We start from the raw sequence: 19,776 nt of genomic DNA, 5'->3' as shown, positions 1-19,776 counted from the left end.
TATCCTGTTTTGTTTCCAATAGTTGGACTGGTTCCTGACCCGGACAGTATGGCGCCCGCAACGCCGTTTGTCAGCCCTGTTATGGCTTGCCCAGCCAGCTCCTTGGGTTCACGGGTTTGCCGTTGCTACGTACCTCGAAATACACGGCCGGGTCTTCGGTGCCGCCGGTGCGTCCGGCCAGGGCAATGGTCTCGCCCGGGCGCACCCAGTCACCGGGGGTTGTGAACAAGCTGCTGCTGTGGCCGTAGAGGGTCATGTAGCCATCGCCGTGATCAATGATGGTGATCAGCCCGAATCCACGCAGCCAGTTGGCAAATACCACCCGGCCATAGTGCACGGCCTTGATCTCTGCCTCTTCGGCGGTATTCATCAGAATGCCGTTACGGCGTAGTTTGCCATCTGCGTACATGGCGCCGTAATTGCTGACTATCCGCCCTTTTGCGGGCCAGGGCAGCTTGTCGCGGCGGGATTTGAACGGACTGGATTCGTTCGGGGCCGGAATGCTGGCAATGGCCTGCTGCACCTCTTTCAGCAATTGCTCCAGGCGCTGGCGATCGGCTTCCAGGGATTGGCGCTCGCTACGGCGGTTCTGGATGTCGTCATTCAGGGCGGCCAGTGTTCTGGCCCGATCCTGCCGGCTCTGGGTCAGTTGCTGCTGGCGCTGTTCCAGATCGGCTTCGGTCTTGGCCAGTTCGGTGCGGGTGGCCTGAACGGCGGCGCGGGCGGCTTTCAGTTCCTGAAGGCTGCGCTGGAACGCTTCCAGGCGGGAGACGGTATTCTTGCTCAGGTATTCGTAGTAGGTGAGGGTGCGGGCAACTTCGCCGGGCTCAATCTCGTTCAACAATACTTTCAGAGCCGGCGCGTCGCCTTCCATCCAGGCTGCCCGGATCTGTAGTTTCAGGTTTTCCCGTTGCTGTTCGAGGGTATTGGCCAGCTCGCTTTCCTGGGCGCGAAGCTCGGCAAGGCGCTCCTGCTGTTCCCGGGCCTGCTGCCGAAGGGTACGGCGTTCCCGGGTCAGGGTGCTGATTTTGCGCTCGGTGGCCGCCAGTTGCTGTTCAAGGGTTGACCGGTCTTCTTCGGCATCGGCCAGCCAGCGGTCGATGTCGGCGATACGCTCCTTCAGCGCCTCGACCTGTTCGGGGGTCACATCCTGCTGGGCGCCCAAAGGTGCAGCCCCCAATGTGAGGGCCAGCACCAGGACGGTCAGTTTACGCAACACCTTTACCGGCGGAGCGATCAGTCGAACTCGACCAGGCTGTGCCCGGTCATTTCCGCAGGCTTTTCGGTATCCATCAGGGCCAGCAGCGTCGGTGCGATATCGCACAGGCTGCCGTCGTCCCGGAGGTTCACCTTGCGGTGGCCGGTGTAAACCAGAGGCACAGGGCCAATGGTGTGGGAGGTGTGTACCTGGCCGGAGTTGGGGTCGGTCATCTGCTCACAGTTGCCGTGGTCGGCGGTAATCAAGGCTTCGCCACCCACTTCATCCAGGGCCTCCACCACACGCTGCACACACTGGTCCAGGCACTCGGCGGCCTTGATGGCGGCGTCCAGCTTGCCGGTGTGGCCAACCATATCGCCGTTGGCGTAGTTGCAGACGATCAGGTCGTACTTGCCGCTCTTGATGGCTTCAACCAGTTTGTCGGTAACCTCAGGTGCGCTCATTTCCGGCTGCAGGTCGTAGGTGGCCACCTTGGGAGACGGCACCAGAATGCGATCTTCACCTTCAAAGGGAGTTTCCAGGCCGCCATTGAAGAAGAAGGTCACGTGGGCGTATTTCTCGGTCTCTGCAATGCGCAGCTGGGTTTTACCTTGCTTCGCCATGTACTCGCCCAGGCCGTTGGCCAGTTGCTCGGGCGGGTAGGCGCAGGAGGTTTTGATGTCAGCGGCATATTCGGTGAGCATCACGAAATCTGCCAGTTCCGGGTGCTTGCGTCGGTCGAAACCGTCGAAGTCTTGCTCTACGAAGGTGCGGGTCATTTCCCGGGCGCGGTCGGCACGGAAGTTCATGAACAGCACGGCGTCGCCGTCATTGATGATGCCCTCGGGCTCGCCATCGGCCCGGATGTGGGTCGGCTTCACGAATTCGTCGTTCTCGCCACGCTCATAGGCCTGTTCCAGTGCCGCCACCGGGTCGTCGCTGATGAACTCGGCTTCGCCCAGGGTCATGGCGTTATAGGCCGCTTCCACGCGATCCCAGCGGTTGTCCCGGTCCATGGCAAAATACCGGCCAACGATGGTGGCTACCCGGCCAACGCCCAGGCTTTTCATTTTCGCGGCGGCTTTTTCCAGAGAAGGGCGGGCACTGCGTGGTGGCATGTCACGGCCATCCAGGAAGGCATGGATGTAAACTTCTTTGGCGCCACGGGCTGCAGCCAGCTCAGCGGCCGCCAGAATATGATCTTCATGGCTGTGGACGCCGCCCGGAGACAGCAGGCCCATCAGGTGTACGGCCTTGTCATTGGCAACAGCCTTGTCGATGGCGTTGCAAAGGGCCTCATTCTTCTGGAAATCGCCATCTTCGAGATCTTTGTCGATGCGCGTCAGGCTCTGATACACCACGCGGCCGGCGCCGAGATTCATATGGCCCACTTCGGAGTTACCCATCTGGCCCTGGGGCAGGCCAACAAACATCCCTGAGGTGTTGATCAGGGTTTTCGGCTGGTTATGCCAGATCCTGTCCCAGAACGGGGTGTTGGCGTTGGAAATGGCATTGTCTTCCGCCGGGTCACGGTGGCCCCAGCCGTCGAGAATTATCAGTGCAGTGGGCTTGCGCGTCTCGGTCATCGTGTCGTCCGCTTGGTTGCAAAAAGAACAGAATTTGAGTGGGGCAGATTGTAACCGTTTTCATTTACTCAGACCACGCGCGTTCGCTGAAGCATTGCTCATGATCACGATGTGCTGGCGCTATCATGGCGGGGCGACTGCCTTCTGTGAGCCGGTGTGGGTGTGTATAATCCGGCCAAACCAATTGTCAGGGTAGTTTCATGGACCGCTTGTTTGAATTTGTTGTTAATCACTACATTCTGGTGTCGCTGTTTGTGGCGTTCCTGCTGGCCATCATCGTGCTGGAATCGCGCCGGGGTGGTGCCAAGATCTCGGCCCAGGGCGCGGTTACGCTGATCAACAAGGATGAAGCGGTGGTGTTGGACATCCGCGATCGCAAAGACTTCAACGAAGGCCGCATTACCGGCTCGGTGAATATTCCGCTTAATAGTCTCAAAAGCCGCGTTAATGAGCTGAGCAAGCACAAAGACAAGCAGATTATCGTTGTTGACAAGATGGGCCAGCATGCCGCCATGGCGGTCAAGCAGCTCAATGCCGAGGGCTTCAGCAATGTGGTGCGTCTGAATGGTGGTATTACCGACTGGAAGGCCAGCAACCTGCCACTTGTGAAAAAGTAACAGGGCTTGATCTGAGTGGCGATCTGACGCACTGTTTCACATTACCATTCGGAACCTGGCAGTAGACTGTTCCGGCAGACGACGACATAACAACGGGCCTGGCCCCATAATACGAGAACGAAAGGACTGATCATGGCTGAGAATCAGCAAGCCGCAGGCAACGACAACCAGAACCAACCACAGTTTGCCCTTCAGCGCATCTATGTGAAGGACCTGTCTTTTGAATCGCCCAACTCTCCGCTGGTTTTTCAGGAGCAGTGGAAGCCCCAGGTAAACCTGGATCTGAACACCTCCCATAACAAGATCAGCGACAACCAGTATGAAGTGGTTCTGTCCCTGACCGTAACGGCCAAGGTCGGTGAGAAGGTGGCGTACATCGTCGAAATCCAGCAGGGCGGCGTATTCATGATCTCCGGCATTGAAGGCCCGCAGCTTGGCCAGATGCTCGGCGCCTACTGCCCGACGATTCTGTTCCCCTATGCCCGCGAAGCGATTGACGGCATTGTGAACAAGGGCAGCTTCCCGGCCCTGATGCTGGCTCCGGTTAACTTCGACGCGATCTATGCCCAGGCGCTCAAGCGCAAGCAGGAAGAAGCGGCGGGTGAAGCCAAGGAAGAGCAGACTCACTAAGCGCTGCTGCTCAACGAAAAAAAACCGGCTTCGGCCGGTTTTTTTGTGGGTGATTACCCGGGATCGGTCAGATCGAGCCCTCAAACCCAAGTTGCCGCCAGGCCTCATAAACCACCAGGGCGGCGGTATTGGAAAGGTTGAGGCTGCGACTTTCCGGACGCATGGGTACCCGAAGACGGTGTTCGGCGGGTAGCCCGTTACGCACGTCTTCCGGCAGGCCCCGGGTCTCCGGCCCGAACATCAGGTAGTCACCGTCCCGAAACACTACCTCGTGGTAATGGCGACTTCCCTTGGTGGTGAGCCCGAACAGCCGCGAAGGCTGCTCGGTTGCCAGAAAGCTGGCGTAATCCGCATGGATCTTTACCGTAGCGTATTCGCTGTAATCCAGACCGGCCCGTCGCATCTGCTTGTCCTCCAGAGAGAATCCCAGAGGTTGAATCAGGTGCAGCTGACAGCCGGTGTTGGCGCAGAGCCGGATGATATTGCCGGTGTTTGGCGGTATCTCCGGCTCGTACAGGACCACGTGCAGCATCAGCGCTCAACGGCCAGGGCCACACCCATGCCACCGCCAATACAAAGCGTGGCCAGACCTTTCTTGGCATCGCGGCGGGTCATTTCGTGCAGCAGGCTGACCAGAATACGGCAGCCGGAAGCGCCAATCGGGTGGCCCAGGGCAATGGCGCCACCATTCACGTTCACTTTGCTGGTATCCCAACCCAGATCCCGGTTCACAGAAATCGCCTGGGCGGCAAAGGCTTCGTTGGCTTCAATCAGGTCCAGGTCGTCAACAGTCCAGCCTGCACGCTCCAGGCAGCGCTGGCTGGCGGGGATCGGGCCGGTGCCCATGATGGTAGGGTCCACGCCGGCATTGGCGTGGGCTTTGATGGTTGCCAGTGGGGTCAGGCCCAGCTCTTTCGCCTTGTCTGCGCTGCACACCATCACCACGGCAGCGCCGTCGTTCAGGGAGGAAGCGTTGCCGGCGGTTACCGAGCCGTCTTTCTTGAAGGCCGGGCGCAGTTTGCCCAGGCTGTCGCCGGTGACGCCGTCGCGGGGGCACTCATCCTTGTCCACCACCAGTGGGTCGCCTTTGCGCTGGGGAATGGTGACAGGAACAATCTGGCCGTCAAAGTAGCCGGCCTTTTGCGCAGCGACGGCTTTTTGCTGGGATGCGGCGGCAAAGGCATCCTGCTCGTCCCGGGTGATGCCGTATTTCTCGACGATGTTTTCAGCGGTGATACCCATGTGATAGTCGTTGAAGGCATCCCACAGGCCGTCGGTGATCATGGTGTCGATCATGCTCCAGTTGCCCATGCGTTGACCGTTGCGGCTGTTGGGCAGTACGTGGGGCGCCAGGCTCATGCTTTCCTGACCGCCGGCCAGGATCATCTCGGCATCGCCGCACTGGATGGCCTGAACCGCCATGTGCACGGCTTTCAGGCCGGAGCCACAGACCTTGTTGATGGTGATGGCGGGCACGGAAGCTGGCAGGCCAGCATTGATGGCAGACTGTCGGGCCGGGTTCTGGCCGCAGCCGGCGGTGAGTACCTGGCCGAGGATAACCTCATTGATCTGGTCGCCGGCGACACCGGTTTCTTCCATCACGGCCTTGATCACGGCCGTACCCAGCTGGTCTGCACGCAGGCTGGACAGACCACCACCGAAGCTGCCGATGGCGGTGCGTTTGGCGGCAACAATAACAACATCACGCATGAGAACTCTCCGTTAATCTGGGCACCTGGTTGGGTGGCGCCCGTTTATAAGAATGGCAGGCATTGTAGCGGTAAAGCGCTTGCCGGCCAAAACAACGAAGGTCGGGGTTGTTCTGGTGCGGGTGATCACATATTCAGGCTGCGGCCGCCATCCACCGACAGTATCTGGCCGGTGATAAACGGCGCGTCGCATACCAGGTAGGCAATGGCACCGGCAATGTCGGCGGGGTTGCCGGTGCGGGCCAGGGGCGTTTTATCGAGAATGGCCTGCTGGTGGGCTGCGTCCGCGGCTGATTCGCCTTCCGGCCAGAGGATGGCGCCTGGCGACACGCCATTTACCCGAACATCCGGCGCCAGATCTTTGGCCCAGGAGCGGGTTAGTGCTGCCAGCCCCGCCTTACTGGCGCAGTAAAGGGGGTGGTCCTTCAGTGGTTTCTCACTGTAGATGTCGATCATGTTGACCACACTGCCGGAGGCCGCTTTTAGCGCAGGCAAACACTGCTGAAGCAGGAAGAAGGGGGCTTTCAGGTTGGCGCCCAGTATCGTGTCCCAGTCCTGTTCGGAGGCATCTTCGGTGGGGTTGGGGTAAAACACGGAAGCGTTATTGACCAGAGCATTCAACTGCCCCCACTGCGCGCAGGCCTGTTCCGCCAGTTGCCGGAGCTGGTTCATGTCGGTGAGATCGGCGTGGTAACACACGGCGGATTCCGGGCGCTGCTGGTTCAGCTTGTCGGCCAGTGCGCGGGCCTGTTGTTGACGGCCACGGTAATGAATCACAACATTCCAGCCGCGAGCGTGCAGGGTTTCTGCTGTGTGGGCGCCCAGGCGATGGGCTGCGCCGGTGATCAGGGCGACGGGGTGGGGCATGGGATATTTTTCCTTATTCCGGTAAGTGCAGTGCCTCAGTAATACGGGCTACGCGCTCTTTCCGGATTGCTTCGCCCAGAGCTTTGCCCTGAATGCCTTTTTGCAGGAACGGGTGAGGGGTTACGCTCTGGGCCCGATGTGCGGCCAGTTCCAGTTGCTGAATTAAATGGTCGGGTTCGCTCTGAAGGGTGCAGGCGAGGGTACCCAGCAAAACGCCGAAACGATCGGGCCGGCGCCAGAAATCGGCTTTGTCCAGAAGCTCCATTGCGAGTTCCGGTGTCAGCCGGGTTTCAGGCGAAGCTCCGTTCAACTGAGCCATGAACAGGCCGACCAGGTGGGTCAGTTCCCGACAGTCGTTGGGGCTTTTCATGGCTTTAGCCCTGGCAACGGCGTCTGGCTCGGGCACGCCACTGAGCAGCGCCGCGTAATGCTGGGCGGTAGACCCCTGTTTGCGGTGGATGCACTGCAGGGCGCTGAGACCCTGGCGGAAAGGCTGTTCATCGGTCAATTCAGGGATCAGCACCTGCAGGGCGCCGAGCTCCCGGAGCACATCGAAGAACACGCCTGGAGCCTGTTCATGCAATGCCCTCTGAACTTCCTGCCACACCCGCTCCGGTACCAGGTCTCCGAGTTCGCCACTGGTGACCATCTGCCGCATCAGCGCCATGGTCTCCCGGCAGATGCTGAACCCGAGTGGCTGCAGGCGCGCGGCGAAGCGGGCGGTGCGAAGGATGCGCAGGGGATCTTCGGCGAAGGCTTCAGACACATGGCGAAGCTTTTTCTGTTCCAGGTCCGCATGGCCGTTGAACGGGTCCACCAAGTCGCCGTTCTCGGTTTCTGCCATGGCGTTGATGGTCAGGTCACGGCGGCGAAGATCGTCTTCCAGGGAGACATCCGGTGCACTGTAAACGCTGAAACCGTGGTACCCGCGCCCCTGCTTGCGTTCGGTCCGGGCCAGGGCGTATTCCTCGCCGGTGTCCGGATGCAGGAAAACCGGAAAATCCGCCCCTACCTGTTTGAAGCCTCGCTGGATCATGTCTTCCGGGGTGGCACCAACCACTACCCAATCCCGGTCTTTAACGCCCAGGCCGAGCAGTTTGTCGCGGACAGCGCCGCCCACCAGATAGGTTTGCATAATGCGGTTTGTTCCTGATTGCCATGAATGGGTAACGGGGATTATCCGGCCACGACCGGCCAGAGGCAAACTGTGGTGAACTGGCGTCTTCCGTGATATCCAGCACGCTGGATAATGACTTGTTCTGTCTATATCGATAGAGGCAATATTTTGCCGTCGAAACTGTTCGAGTGTGGTGCCAAATGGTAGAAAGTGAATAAATATCAATTAGGTGGAGAACGTGGCGTGATTTTTTCATGATTCTGGCTAAAGTCTTTTGTGGAGACATGATAATGACGTTGCGCTGGATCCTAGTTCCTGTTCTGGCTATTGCTGTTGCCGCCTGTGCGCCGTTGAGCAGTTACTGGAGCGACCAGTCCGGATCTGAAGTCTTTCAGCCTATAACCGTTCGGGTTAGTGGTTTTGGTGCCTATCAACATACTCAGAACGATAGGGTTGACCCCAGGAAGCGCTTACTGGCTCGACGGGCTTCACAGCTGGACGCCTACCGGAACCTGGCCGAGCGGGTCTACGGTACCGTGATCTACGGCAGTTCCACGGTGAATGACTTCGTGTTGCAGAACGACAGTTTCCGCACCTATGTGGACAGCTACATTCGCGGCGCCCGGATGGTGGCGGTGAATGAGCATAGCGATGGCGTGGTGGAAACCGTGATGGAGCTGCGCCTGGAGCCGAGGTTCCGGGAGTGTGTGGCGAAGGTGGCGGACGATCAGGTGCAGGATGTCTGTGCCATTCCCATGCCCAGGCGGAATGACCGTGTAGGGGATGTTGAGGCCCGTCGCACAGATTCCCTGTACTACCTCGATTAGGCCTGTTGATGAACGCCGTGATTGAACCGGTATCGTTCCGGTGGGTTAAATTGCCATGATGAGATCAATGCTTCTGTTCTGGATGCTGAGCCTGTGCACCGGGTTTGCCCATGGCGTGGTCCTCGAAGGCGTGGGGCACGCCAATATCCGGGAGAATAATCTGGACCAGGCCCGCACCGAGGCGCGTCAGGCGGCGATGCGCGACCTGGCGCTGCAATATCAGGCCAGGGTCAGCACCCGGGATACCATGGAGAACGGACAGCTTGTGGGCTCTCGTACCGAGCTGTCGGCCATGGCCCAGGTTCGTAATGCCACGATTGTGGATGAGTACCGAAGTGGCAATCTGCTGCGGGTGATTGTCCGGGCAGAGATGTCGGATGCCAAAGGCAAGGCTGGCAGCTGCAAGGCCGGGCAGGCATCCGGTTTGCGTAAACGGGTGGCGGTAACCGCGTTCCCGATCACCCGTCCGGAGCAGGGTGGCGGTGCGGCCCTGGATGACGCCGGCGAACAGTTGCCGCGGGAACTGGTGGCTCGCTTGCAACAACAGGGGCAATTGCAGGTGCTGGGGGCGACATCGTTACAGCTGTTCAGCAACCTGCCGGATGCGCCCACGTCTCAGAAAAACCCGGCCAGCAATCAGCTGACGAATGTGGTTCAGCTGGCCCGGGAACTGGGGGCTCAGTTTGTGGTGGCGGGTGTGATTCGGGATATTGGCCTGGCCGACCCCGGCGCCTGGGGCAGCTCAATTCTGGATCGCATGCAGCGAGGTATCGGAATGGCCGACACCTCGCGCCGGTTTGAGGCCGAAGTGATGGTGTTTGATGGCTTCAGCGGTTCCCCGGTCTTCCGGCAGCGGTTTGAAACCTCGGCACGGTGGCAGCCGGATGGCAGTGGTACCGGAGGTTTTGCCTCGGCGGGCTTTGAAGGTTCCGAGTGGGGGCAGGCGGTTGAAGGTGTCATTGCCGAGATGACCGCCGCCGTCAACAATGCTCTGGCCTGTCAGCCATTCATGGCCCGGATAACCCGTGTGGATGGCAACCGGGTGACCCTCGCCTCCGGCGCAACGGCGGGGCTGCGACCGGGGGATGAACTCGATCTGTACCGCAGCCAGCGATACTTCGATTCACTGGATGGTACGCCTGAGCTGTCCGATACCGGGGTGACGCTGACACTGGACAACGTGCATCCGGATTTCAGTAACGGGCGAATCCCTACGGAAGGTGGCCTGATCAACGTTCAACGCGATGACCTGGCCATTATCTGGTAAGTCTCAGGCGGCCTCGGCCGCCGCAATATCCCGTATCTTGCCGACCATAGCTCGCAGGCCGTTGCCCCGGGTGGGGGAAATATGGCGGAACAGATCCAGCTGCTCGAACAACTCATCGATATCGGTGGCCAGCAGCTCTCGCGGCGTCTTGCCGTTCAGGGCCACCAGAATGATAGCGGCCAGGCCGCGCACAATCATGGCATCGGAATCGATCAGCAGGAACAGTTTACCGCTTTCCTCATCGTAACGATGAATCAGCCATACCTGGCTCTGACAGCCGTGTACGTAGTTTTCTTCAACCCGCTCATCATCCGGAAAACCGGGCAGCTGTTTGCCCAGATCGATGATGTAGGCGTAGCGTTCTTCCCAGTCGTCCAGAAACTCAAACGCATCCAGAACGTCTTCAAGGGTGGTGTCTTTGCCCAGGGGATTGTTCAGAAATTGTTCCTTGCTGGCGGTCATAGCATTCCCAGTTCAAGTTTGGCTTCGTCGGTGAGCATATCGTTGTTCCAGGGCGGATCAAAGGTCAGCTCAACGGTAACCTTGTCCACATTAGGTACATGCTCCACCTTGCGCTTCACATCGTCGGTGATTACCGGCCCCATGCCGCAGCCAGCCGCGGTCAGGGTCATTTTGATGTAAACGTGATTGCCGTCTTCTGTGCCGTTCTCAATCCGGCATTCGTAAATCAGGCCCAGGTTGACTACGTCCACCGGGATTTCCGGGTCGTAGCAGTTACGCAGCGCTTCCCATACCTGGTTTTCGTTGATGGTGCCGTCTTCCGGGGTCTCGAAGCTGCTTTCCAGCGGCTGCTTGCCCAGGGCATCGGCGTCGTGGCCTTCAATGCGGGCAAGATTGCCGTTGACCGCCACGGTGAAGCTACCGCCGAGGGATTGGGTAATGGTCACAAAGGTGTCTGACGGAATCATGATTTCCGTTCCGGCAGGTACCAGGCGGGCTTCCACTTCGCGTTTGGTCAGGACGACTTCGCGTTCTTGCATGTTTGATCAGTCCTATCTTTGTGCTTTACGCCACCGTGAAGCTTTCACCACAGCCGCACTCAGCGGTGGCGTTGGGGTTGCGGAAGCGGAACAGGGAGTTCACACCCTCGGTGACAAAGTCGATTTCGATGCCGTTTACCAGTGGCAGGTGTTCCTGCTTTACGAACACATCCACGCCGTCGATGGTAAAGATACGGTCATCGGATTCCGGTGTTTCTACCCACTGGGTTTCATACTTGAAGCCGGAGCAGCCACTCTTTTTGATGGCCAGGCGAATGCCTTTGGCTTCCGGTTTCTTGTCCAGTTGTTTGCGAACGTGTTTGACCGCCGTTGGGGTCATGGTCACGTTCACATAGCTTGGGGTGAAGACTTCGGCTGTCATGTTTCCACCTCCTCAGGCAAACAGGCGCTGGATTTTCTGCAGGCCGGTAAACAGTTTCTCGACCTCTTCCAGCGTATTGTAGAACGCAAACGAAGCCCGGGCTGTACCGGGTACTCCGTAGAAATCCATCAATGGCATGGCGCAATGGTGGCCGGTGCGGATGGCGATGCCTTGCTGGTCCAGCAGGGTGCCGATGTCGCTTGGGTGCAGACCGGCAATCTTGAACGACATCACCGGTACCTTATTGGCAGCGGTACCGATGATCTCCATGCCTGGCACGGTTTCGACCAATTCATTAGCGCGGCGCAGCAAGGCATCCTCTGCTGCTTCCATGGCCTTTCGGTTCAGCGAGTTCAGATAGTCGATGGCGGCGCCCAGGCCCACTGCTTCGGCAATAGCCGGGGTTCCGGCCTCGAATTTGTAGGGCAACACATTCCAGGTGGTTCGCTCGAACGATACCCGCTCAATCATTTCGCCACCGCCCTGATAAGGCGGCATTTCTTCCAGCAGTTCGGCGCGGCCATAAAGCACGCCAATGCCCGTGGGCCCGAACAGCTTGTGGGAAGAGAATGCATAGAAGTCACAGCCCAGAGCCTGAACGTCCGGCTGGAAGTGGGGCACCGCCTGGGCGCCATCCACCAGGGTCAGTACCCCCTGTTTTTTCGCCTGTTCAATCAGGGGCGCAATTGGGTTGACGGTGCCCAGCGCGTTGGACACGTGGGTGATCGCCAGCACCCGGGTGCGCTCGTTCAGCAGGCTGTTGAACGAATCCAGATCCAGCTCGCCTTGCGGTGTCACCTGGATGGGCACAACCCTGGCACCGGTGCGCTCGGCCACCATCTGCCAGGGCACAATGTTGGCGTGGTGTTCCATGTGGCTGACCAGAATCTCATCGCCGGCTTTCAGGCGTGGGGCCAGGCCATTGGCTGCCAGGTTGATGGCTTCGGTGGTGCCACGGGTCCAGATGATTTCGCGGGTGCTGGGCGCATTCAGGAATTCGCGCACGGTTTCCCGGGCGCCCTCAAAGGCGGCGGTCGCACGATCACCCAGGGTATGGGCGCCACGGTGCACGTTGGAGTGCATCTCGCGGTAATAGCGATCCATGGCATCCAGCACGGCCTGTGGCTTCTGCGCCGACGCGCCATTGTCCAGATACACCAGCGGCTTCCCGTTGATCTCCTGATGGAGAATCGGGAAGTTGCGGCGAATGGCTTGTACATCAAACGCCATCGACTGGGTGTTGTTTGCCACGGACAGATCAGTCATGCCCCTCAGGCCTCCTGAAAGGTTTGCTCAAAGAAATCACTCAACCGCGCCTGGGCGGTTTCACGCACGGCTTCGACCGGAATCTGTTGCACCAGCTCGTTAATAAACGCCATGGTGAGCAGAACATTGGCCTGCCGGCGGCCGATCCCGCGCGATACCAGATAGAACACGGAGGTTTCGTCCAGCTGGCCGATGGTGGCGCCGTGCGCGCACTTCACATCGTCGGCGTAGATTTCCAGTTCCGGCTTGGTATCAATCTCTGCCCCGTTGGACAGCAGCAGATTCTTGTTGTTCATATCCGCATTGGACTTCTGGGCGTCCTGGTGGATATGAATCCGGCCGTTGAACACAGCATGGGACTGGTCTGCTGCGATATTGCGATAGGTCTCTTCGCTGTTGCAGTGGGCGGCGACATGGTCAATGGACGTGTGGTTGTCGTAGTGCTGTTTGCCCTGGGTAACCACCACGCCATTGAGTTTTGTTTCCGCGCCTTCGCCTTCCAGTCGCACCTGCAGATCGTGCCGGCGCAGGGGGCCGCCAAAACCAACACAATGGCTCTCGAAACGGGAGCTGCGCTGCTGCAGCACACCGGTAGCGCCAATGTGCTGAACATTCTCGCCTTCCATGTTCAGGCGGATGCTGGTGACGTTGGCGCCATCGGCCAGATTGAATTCGGTTACTGTGCTGACCAAGGCGGATGCTTCACCACTGGAGGTGTATTCCTCTACCAGGGTCAGCTGGCTGTTGGCGCCGGCTTCCACGAAGATGCGTGGGTAGGCGGAGCCACTGGCGTCAGCGCTGGTTTCATGGATGATGAACAACGGCTGATCCAGCACCGCGCCGGGTTTCAGGCGAATGAACAGGCCATCTTCGAAGCGCGCCCCGTTCAGGCGGGCGAATTGGACCTGATCGTGATTCAGGGTGCTGCCCAGCTTTGCAGACAGGGCTTCAGCTTCGTCGTTAGCCAGATCGTTGAAGCTCAGGATCTCGATACCGTCGAGATCCGGATACTCGCTGGCTTCAGGAATCATCACGCCGTTGATGAAAACCACTTTGTAGCCGGGCACAGCGAGACTGTTGCCGGTCTTGCCTTCGGCCGGCAGGGAAATGGCCATATCGTCGGCCAGCTTCAGGTACTTGCTGGAGTACTTCCAGTTCTCGGTCTTGCGAGTAGGCAGCGGCATATCTACCAGCGCGCTGGCCCGCTCCTTGCGCAGCGCCAGCAACGGCTCCGGCAGGGATTCCCCGGCCGGGTGCAGGAAGGCGCTGGAAAGCATGGGTACAGATTTCATTCCACGGCCTCCTGATCAGTTGCTGGTGTCGTCGTCTTTAATGCCCAGCCAGCCGTAACCTTTCTCTTCCAGTTCCAGGGCCAGTTCACGACCGCCCGACTTGATGATCTTGCCACCAGCCAGTACGTGCACATAATCCGGAACAATGTGGTTCAGCAAGCGCTGGTAGTGAGTGACCATAAGAATGGCGCGGTCTTCCGAGCGCAGAGCATTCACGCCATCGGAAACCACTTTCAGGGCGTCGATGTCCAGGCCGGAATCGGTTTCATCCAGAATGGCCAGTTTCGGCTGCAGCAGCAGGGCCTGCATGATCTCGTTACGTTTCTTCTCGCCACCGGAGAAGCCTTCGTTCACGCCGCGTTTCAGGAAGGCCGGGTCCAGGTCTACCTGTTTGGAAACTTCCTTGGCCAGCTTCATGAACTCAGCCGCGTTCATCTCGTCCTGGCCCTTGTGCTTGCGCATGGCGTTAACGGCGGTGCGCAGGAACTGCAGGTTGCTCACGCCAGGGATTTCCACCGGGTACTGGAAGGCCAGGAAGATGCCTTCGCGGGCGCGTTCTTCGGTTTCCAGATCCAGGAGGTTGTCTCCGTTCAGGGTGACTTCGCCCTCGGTGACTTCAAATGCGTCGTTGCCTGCCAGAACCTGTGACAGGGTACTCTTACCGGAACCGTTCGGGCCCATGATGGCGTGAACTTCCCCGGCCTTGATCTCCAGGTTAATGCCCTTGAGGATTTCTTTGCCCTCAACGGAGGCGTGCAGGTTTTTGATACTCAGCATTTGTAGATGTCTCTCTATATCCTGAATTTCGATCTATAAATTCGTACCCTTCGATGCCCCAATAACGTTCGGGACAGTGAGCGGGGGAGCTTTCCGGGATCGTCAAAATCAGGGATGATTTTGTCGAGCGTACAGGGATGTATTCACAGCGTATCCCGGAAAGCTCCACCGCTCGCTGGCCTCCTCCGAGGCCAGCGGGGCATAGCGTTTAACCAACGGACCCTTCAAGGCTCACTTCCAGAAGCTTGCCAGCCTCAACCGCAAACTCCATCGGCAGCTCCTTGAACACCTCTTTACAGAAGCCGTTCACAATCATGGACACCGCCTGTTCCGGGTCGATACCGCGCTGGCGGCACAGGAACATCTGCTCGTCGCTGACCTTGGAAGTGGTCGCCTCGTGTTCCACGATGGCCGACTTGTTCTTGCTCTCGATGTACGGGAAAGTGTGCGCGCCGCAGCGGTCGCCGATCAGCAGCGAATCACACTGGGTAAAGTTACGCGCGCCCTCTGCGCCCGGGCCGAATTTCACCAGGCCGCGGTAGGCGTTGGAGCTCTTGCCGGCGGAAATACCCTTGGAGATGATGGTGCTGCGGGTATTCTTGCCCAGGTGGATCATCTTGGTGCCGGTATCGGCCTGCTGGTAATTATGCGTCAGCGCGACAGAGTAGAACTCGCCAACGCTATTCTCACCGCGCAGTACACAACTCGGGTACTTCCAGGTGACGGCGGAGCCGGTTTCCACCTGGGTCCAGGAAATCTTGGAGTTCTTGCCGATGCAGGCGCCACGCTTGGTCACGAAGTTATAGATACCACCCTTGCCGTTTTCATCGCCCGGGTACCAGTTCTGTACGGTGGAGTATTTGATCTGGGCATCGTCCAGAGCCACAAGCTCAACCACGGCCGCGTGCAGCTGGTTCTCGTCGCGCATCGGTGCGGTACAGCCTTCCAGGTAGCTTACGTAGCTGCCTTCGTCGGCGATAATCAGGGTGCGTTCGAACTGGCCGGTGTTGGCGGCGTTGATGCGGAAGTAGGTGGACAGCTCCATAGGGCAACGCACACCCTTGGGCACGTACACAAAGGTGCCGTCAGAAAACACCGCCGAATTCAGGCCCGCAAAGAAGTTGTCGCCGTGGGGAACCACGGTGCCCAGGTATTTCTGGACCAGTTCGGGGTAATCACGGACGGCTTCGGAAATCGAGCAGAAGATTACGCCGGCTTTGGCCAGAGGCTCTTTGAAGGTGGTGGCTACGGAAACCGAGTCGAATACTGCGTCCACGGCAACGCCGGCAAGCTTTTCGCGCTCGTGCAGGGGAATGCCCAGCTTTTCGTAGGTTTTCAGCAGCTCCGGATCCACTTCATCCAGGCTTTGTGGCATATCCTCTTTGCGCTTGGGCGCGGAATAATAGGAAATCGAGTTGTAGTCGACTTTCGGGTAGCCGACATGAGCCCAGTTCGGCTCTTCCATTTCCAGCCAGCGACGATAGGCTTTGAGGCGCCATTCCAGCATCCATTCCGGCTCTTTCTTTATGGCGGAAAGGCGGGCAATGACGTCTTCGTTCAGGCCGGGTTCGAACGTGTCGGCTTCGATTTCGGTCACGAAACCGTGTTCGTATTCCCGTTTGATCAGCTCTTTCACCTCGTTGTCGGTGGTCGCCATGATCGTCGCTCCGTAATTCTCTCATCCAGGGCTTGCGCCCTTTGTGTCATCGGCAGCCCTTGGGCTGGCGGATGGGTGTATTCGGTTTGCTGATGTCGCAGTGGTCGCTTTCTCCGTGAGTACGCCCTGCAATCGGTTTTTGGATGACGGGAGGGGCTGTTAGCCGGTTTCCCGTTGCTTCTGGCGAGCGATTATACAATACCAGAGTAAAATAGTCAGGTATTAAATCGGTTGTGTAGGGATTATACCTTAATCGGCCTTTGGGGCACTAAGGGGGCGACTATGACTTTGGTTTGCCTTGAGGCTGGAGAATGGCGCTCCTAGCCTGGGAGCTATGGTGTAGGGCGTCGATCGGGTGGGTCCTCCCAAAACACGCTGTGAATACTTCCCTGTACGCTCTGCTCCGCCATCCATGGCTTCGCAAGGTTTTGGGAGGACCCACCCGACCGACTCCGCATGCATTGCGCTGGCCGGTGAGGGCTCAGGGTGGTGCTTGGGAAGATTTAATCTATTGTGTTTTCGGCAAAAATCTTGGTCAGATAGGTGAAGTCCAGTTTATCCGGCAAGTTCGCTGGTTTAGGAATTTTTACGATGTGGCCACTGCCTGGTGCGCACTCCATGGCCTCGCCGTGGCGATTTTCCATGGTGTTGGCAGAGAATCGCAGGTTGCCGGCCGGGGTGATGAGTTCCAACTGGTCGCCGGGGGCGAATTTGTTTTTTACGTCGATGGTGAGCCATCGGTCATCCGCATCGGCAATGGTGCCTACCACTTGCTGGGTGCCGAGATATGAGGAGCCCTGTTCGTAGGTCTGGTATTCCTGGGGCACGTGCCGGCGCAGGAAGCCTTCGGTGTAGCCGCGGTTCGAGAGGGCTTCGAGTTCGTCCATCATGTGCATGTCGAAGGGTTTGCCGGCGAGGGCGTCGTCGATGGCTTTTCGGTACACCTGAGTGGTGCGGGCTACGTAGTAGGTGCTTTTGGTGCGGCCTTCGATTTTCAGGGAGTGAACGCCCATTTTGACCAGTTCCTCCACGTGCTGGACGGCGCGCAGGTCTTTAGAATTCATGATGTAGGTGCCGTGTTCGTCTTCGTAGGCCGGGATGAAGCCGCCGGGGCGGTTGGGTTCTTCCAGCAGGATTTCTTTGGGCTCGCAGGTTTCTACCGCATCTGCAGAGGTGGCGATCAGGTCGCCAGTCTGGTCATGGCTGTGCTGGACTTCTTTATAGTTCCAGCGGCAGGCGTTGGTGCAAGCGCCCTGGTTGGCGTCGCGGTGGTTCATGTAGCCGGACAGCAGGCAGCGGCCGGAGTAGGCCATGCACAGGGCGCCGTGTACAAACACTTCCAGTTCCATCGCCGGAACCTTTTCGCGGATTTCGCGGATTTCTTCCAGGCCCAGTTCCCGGGACAGGATCACGCGGCTGATGCCCTGGCGGCGCCAGAATTCCACGGTGGCCCAGTTGACAGCGTTGGCCTGCACCGACAGGTGGATGGGTTGATCCGGCCACTTCTCCCTTACCAGCATGATCAGGCCGGGGTCAGACATGATCAGGGCGTCGGGTTTCTGTTCTATGACTGGTGCCAGGTCTCTCAGGTAGCTGCGCACCTTGTTGTTGTGGGGTGCAATGTTGGAGACCAGGTAGAACTGTTTGCCCAGTTCGTGCGCTCGTTCAATGCCGGCGCCCAGGGCTGCAACGTCTTTGAAACTGTTGTTCCTTACTCTCAGCGAATATCTCGGCTGGCCGGCATAGACGGCATCTGCGCCATAGGCGAAGGCGGTTTCTAGATGTTCGGGGGTGCCGGCGGGAGCAAGCAGTTCCGGGGTGGTCATGGTATCTCCGGGTATTAACTGAAAAGCGGATGGATGCAGGTAGGGCATTCTGAAAGCGAGCATTGTGCCGCAAATAATCCGATGCGCCATTGATCTTGCTCAAAGGTCGTATTGATTGATTTCGGCTAACATGTGTACGCTGATGGAGTTGGCAGTTTGGGCCAGGACGATAGGCAGGAGGAACCAGCATGGCATCAGAGCCATTAAGGCCTGAAAATTCAAAGCGTTCGCTGAGTATGCGGGTCAGCAAGCTGATCCGGATTCAGTTGGAGCGAGGGAAAGTCGGTGTCGAGGCGGTGGCCGGGCAGTTGAATATGAGCCGGTATACGTTGCACAAGAAGTTGCGCCAGGAGGGGCTGACGTTTGCGGCTCTGCTGGAGCAGGTTCGTCGGGAGCAGGCGATCACCTATATGAAAGATAAATCCAAGCCGCTGGTGGAAATTGCCGAGCAGCTCGGATTTTCGGAATTAAGCGCATTCAGCCGGGCATTCAAGCGCTGGATGGGGACGCCGCCGGCTGAATATCGCTCGCTTCGGCTGTCCTGATCAGACCTTCTTGAAGATCAGGGTGGCGTTGGTGCCGCCAAAGCCGAAGCTGTTGCTCATTACCAGGTTCAGATTCTGGTTGTCCATGCGTTCACGCACAATCGGGTAGCCTTCGGCGCCTTCGTCCAGGGTCTGGATGTTGGCTGACGGGGCAATAAAGTTCTCCCGCTGCATGATCAGGCTGTAGATGGCCTCGTGTACGCCCGCCGCACCCAGTGCGTGGCCACACAGGGGTTTGGTGGAACTCAGCGGCGGGATCTTGTCGCCGAAGGTTTCCTTGAGCGCTTTCAGCTCGGTTACATCACCTGCCGGCGTGCTGGTGCCGTGGGTGTTGATGTAGCTGATTTCGCCGTCGATGTTGGCCATGGCCTGTTTCATGCAGCGAATGGCACCTTCACCGCTGGGAGCCACCATGTCGGCACCGTCGGAGGTGGCGCCAAAGCCGACCAGTTCGGCCAGGATGGTGGCACCGCGGGCTTCGGCGTGTTCCAGGGATTCCAGTATCAGCGTGCCGCCGCCACCGGAAATCACGAAACCGTCACGGTCTGCATCGTAGGTGCGCGAGGCCTGTTCCGGCGTGTCGTTGTACTTGGTGGACAGCGCCCCCATGGCATCGAACATCAGGCTCAGGGTCCAGTGGATGTCTTCGCCGCCACCGGCCAGCATCACGTCCTGGCGGCCCAGGGCGATCTGGTCAGCCGCGTGGCCGATGCAGTGGGCGCTGGTGGCGCAGGCAGAGGTGATGCCGTAGTTGATACCGGTGATACCAAAGGCGGTGGTGATGGAGGCGTTGATGGCGCTACCCATGGTGCGGGGTACCCGGTACGGGCCCACCCGGCGAAGGCCTTTGTCGCGGTGAGTGTCGATGGCATCCAGCAGTTCGACGGTGGAAGCACCACCAGTACCAAATACGGCGCCGGTGGTGTTTGCACGCAGCTGTTCGTCGGTCAGGCCAGCCTGCTCAATGGCCTCTTTGGCGGCCAGGTAGCAGTAGCCGGCGGCCGGGCTCATAAAGCGCCAGATCTTGCGGTCGATCAGTTCTGACAGGTTCAGGTCGATCTTGCCTGCAACGTGGCTGCGCAGGCCGTTATCCCGGGCTTCTTCGCTGAAGGCAATGCCGGAGCGGGATTCGCGAAGCGACTGGGCCACTTCTTTCTGGTTGGTTCCAAGGCTGGAGACAATCCCCATGCCGGTAACTACAACGCGACGCAT

The 19,776-nt window shown here is 58.8% G+C and carries 20 protein-coding genes; 5 read left to right on the top strand and 15 right to left on the bottom strand.

Translation table 11 applies throughout. The features are described from left to right. Nucleotides 1-79 precede the first annotated feature (79 nt). Both Q675_RS37515 and gpmM read right to left on the bottom strand, forming a co-directional pair. Nucleotides 80-1,180 carry a peptidoglycan DD-metalloendopeptidase family protein gene (locus Q675_RS37515; RefSeq protein WP_081698891.1) on the bottom strand — a complete coding sequence of 367 codons (1,101 nt, stop codon included), beginning with the start codon at nt 1,178-1,180 and terminating at the stop codon, nt 80-82. 56 nt (nt 1,181-1,236) lie between these two features. Further along, a complete protein-coding gene (gene gpmM / locus Q675_RS37510; RefSeq protein WP_022990801.1) occupies nt 1,237-2,784 on the bottom strand; it encodes a 2,3-bisphosphoglycerate-independent phosphoglycerate mutase in 1,548 nt (515 codons plus the stop codon). 200 nt (nt 2,785-2,984) lie between these two features. Here gpmM and Q675_RS37505 point away from each other — a divergent pair, with 200 nt between their 5' ends. Further along, on the top strand, nt 2,985-3,401 hold the full coding sequence (locus tag Q675_RS37505) for a rhodanese-like domain-containing protein (RefSeq protein WP_014422524.1): 417 nt from the start codon (nt 2,985-2,987) through the stop codon (nt 3,399-3,401). A gap of 132 nt (nt 3,402-3,533) precedes the next feature. Further along, entirely contained in the window at nt 3,534-4,031 is a 498-nt protein-coding gene (secB, locus tag Q675_RS37500) for a protein-export chaperone SecB (protein ID WP_014422523.1), read from the top strand. A 67-nt stretch (nt 4,032-4,098) separates the two neighbouring features. On the opposite strand, the gene trmL is transcribed toward secB, so the two are convergent. The 4 genes from trmL to Q675_RS37480 form a co-directional block, all read right to left on the bottom strand. Beyond that, a complete protein-coding gene (gene trmL / locus Q675_RS37495; RefSeq protein WP_023012296.1) occupies nt 4,099-4,563 on the bottom strand; it encodes a tRNA (uridine(34)/cytosine(34)/5-carboxymethylaminomethyluridine(34)-2'-O)-methyltransferase TrmL in 465 nt (154 codons plus the stop codon). Further along, on the bottom strand, nt 4,563-5,741 hold the full coding sequence (locus tag Q675_RS37490; RefSeq protein ID WP_023012295.1) for an acetyl-CoA C-acetyltransferase: 1,179 nt from the start codon (nt 5,739-5,741) through the stop codon (nt 4,563-4,565). Before Q675_RS37490 ends, trmL begins: the two co-directional genes overlap by 1 nt. Nucleotides 5,742-5,866: 125 nt before the next feature. Next, a complete protein-coding gene (locus Q675_RS37485; RefSeq protein ID WP_011786603.1) occupies nt 5,867-6,607 on the bottom strand; it encodes a pteridine reductase in 741 nt (246 codons plus the stop codon). A gap of 13 nt (nt 6,608-6,620) precedes the next feature. Beyond that, nucleotides 6,621-7,742: a CCA-adding enzyme gene (locus tag Q675_RS37480; RefSeq protein ID WP_011786602.1), complete on the bottom strand. Its 1,122-nt coding sequence runs from the start codon at nt 7,740-7,742 to the stop codon at nt 6,621-6,623. A 272-nt stretch (nt 7,743-8,014) separates the two neighbouring features. Here Q675_RS37480 and Q675_RS37475 point away from each other — a divergent pair, with 272 nt between their 5' ends. Both Q675_RS37475 and Q675_RS37470 read left to right on the top strand, forming a co-directional pair. Then, a complete protein-coding gene (locus Q675_RS37475; protein ID WP_022990805.1) occupies nt 8,015-8,551 on the top strand; it encodes an LPP20 family lipoprotein in 537 nt (178 codons plus the stop codon). Nucleotides 8,552-8,606: 55 nt separating this feature from the next. Then, nucleotides 8,607-9,818 carry a flagellar assembly protein T N-terminal domain-containing protein gene (locus Q675_RS37470; protein ID WP_031211947.1) on the top strand — a complete coding sequence of 404 codons (1,212 nt, stop codon included), beginning with the start codon at nt 8,607-8,609 and terminating at the stop codon, nt 9,816-9,818. Between the two features lie 3 nt (nt 9,819-9,821). On the opposite strand, the gene Q675_RS37465 is transcribed toward Q675_RS37470, so the two are convergent. The 8 genes from Q675_RS37465 to yegQ form a co-directional block, all read right to left on the bottom strand. Further along, the gene (locus Q675_RS37465; RefSeq protein WP_022990807.1) at nt 9,822-10,280 is read right to left on the bottom strand and encodes a SufE family protein; all 459 of its coding nucleotides are present in this window, start codon (nt 10,278-10,280) and stop codon (nt 9,822-9,824) included. Further along, nucleotides 10,277-10,819, bottom strand: coding sequence for a putative Fe-S cluster assembly protein SufT (gene sufT, locus Q675_RS37460; protein WP_022990808.1), 543 nt, complete (start codon nt 10,817-10,819; stop codon nt 10,277-10,279). Before sufT ends, Q675_RS37465 begins: the two co-directional genes overlap by 4 nt. Nucleotides 10,820-10,844: 25 nt before the next feature. Beyond that, on the bottom strand, nt 10,845-11,201 hold the full coding sequence (locus tag Q675_RS37455; RefSeq protein ID WP_023012293.1) for a HesB/IscA family protein: 357 nt from the start codon (nt 11,199-11,201) through the stop codon (nt 10,845-10,847). 12 nt (nt 11,202-11,213) lie between these two features. Next, the gene (locus Q675_RS37450; protein ID WP_023012292.1) at nt 11,214-12,467 is read right to left on the bottom strand and encodes an aminotransferase class V-fold PLP-dependent enzyme; all 1,254 of its coding nucleotides are present in this window, start codon (nt 12,465-12,467) and stop codon (nt 11,214-11,216) included. A 5-nt stretch (nt 12,468-12,472) separates the two neighbouring features. Beyond that, the gene (gene sufD, locus Q675_RS37445; protein WP_023012291.1) at nt 12,473-13,759 is read right to left on the bottom strand and encodes a Fe-S cluster assembly protein SufD; all 1,287 of its coding nucleotides are present in this window, start codon (nt 13,757-13,759) and stop codon (nt 12,473-12,475) included. Between the two features lie 15 nt (nt 13,760-13,774). Continuing rightward, complete coding sequence (sufC, locus tag Q675_RS37440) at nt 13,775-14,536, bottom strand: Fe-S cluster assembly ATPase SufC (protein WP_011786594.1); 762 nt, start codon at nt 14,534-14,536, stop codon at nt 13,775-13,777. Nucleotides 14,537-14,744: 208 nt separating this feature from the next. Further along, entirely contained in the window at nt 14,745-16,193 is a 1,449-nt protein-coding gene (gene sufB, locus Q675_RS37435) for a Fe-S cluster assembly protein SufB (RefSeq protein ID WP_011786593.1), read from the bottom strand. Nucleotides 16,194-16,696: 503 nt separating this feature from the next. Beyond that, nucleotides 16,697-18,019: a tRNA 5-hydroxyuridine modification protein YegQ gene (yegQ, locus tag Q675_RS37430; RefSeq protein ID WP_011786592.1), complete on the bottom strand. Its 1,323-nt coding sequence runs from the start codon at nt 18,017-18,019 to the stop codon at nt 16,697-16,699. A gap of 188 nt (nt 18,020-18,207) precedes the next feature. On the opposite strand from yegQ, the gene Q675_RS37425 reads away from it, so the two are divergent. Further along, complete coding sequence (locus tag Q675_RS37425; protein WP_011786591.1) at nt 18,208-18,564, top strand: helix-turn-helix transcriptional regulator; 357 nt, start codon at nt 18,208-18,210, stop codon at nt 18,562-18,564. Here the strand turns inward: Q675_RS37425 and fabB are convergent, their stop codons facing one another. Then, nucleotides 18,565-19,776 (bottom strand): beta-ketoacyl-ACP synthase I, encoded by a 1,212-nt coding sequence (gene fabB, locus Q675_RS37420; protein ID WP_011786590.1) that lies wholly within the window; start codon nt 19,774-19,776, stop codon nt 18,565-18,567.

Source organism: Marinobacter sp. EN3, assembly GCF_000475315.1.
GTDB lineage: Bacteria > Pseudomonadota > Gammaproteobacteria > Pseudomonadales > Oleiphilaceae > Marinobacter > Marinobacter nauticus.
Note: the sequence above shows the minus strand (reverse complement) of the source record. Positions and strands in the feature narration are given on the sequence as shown.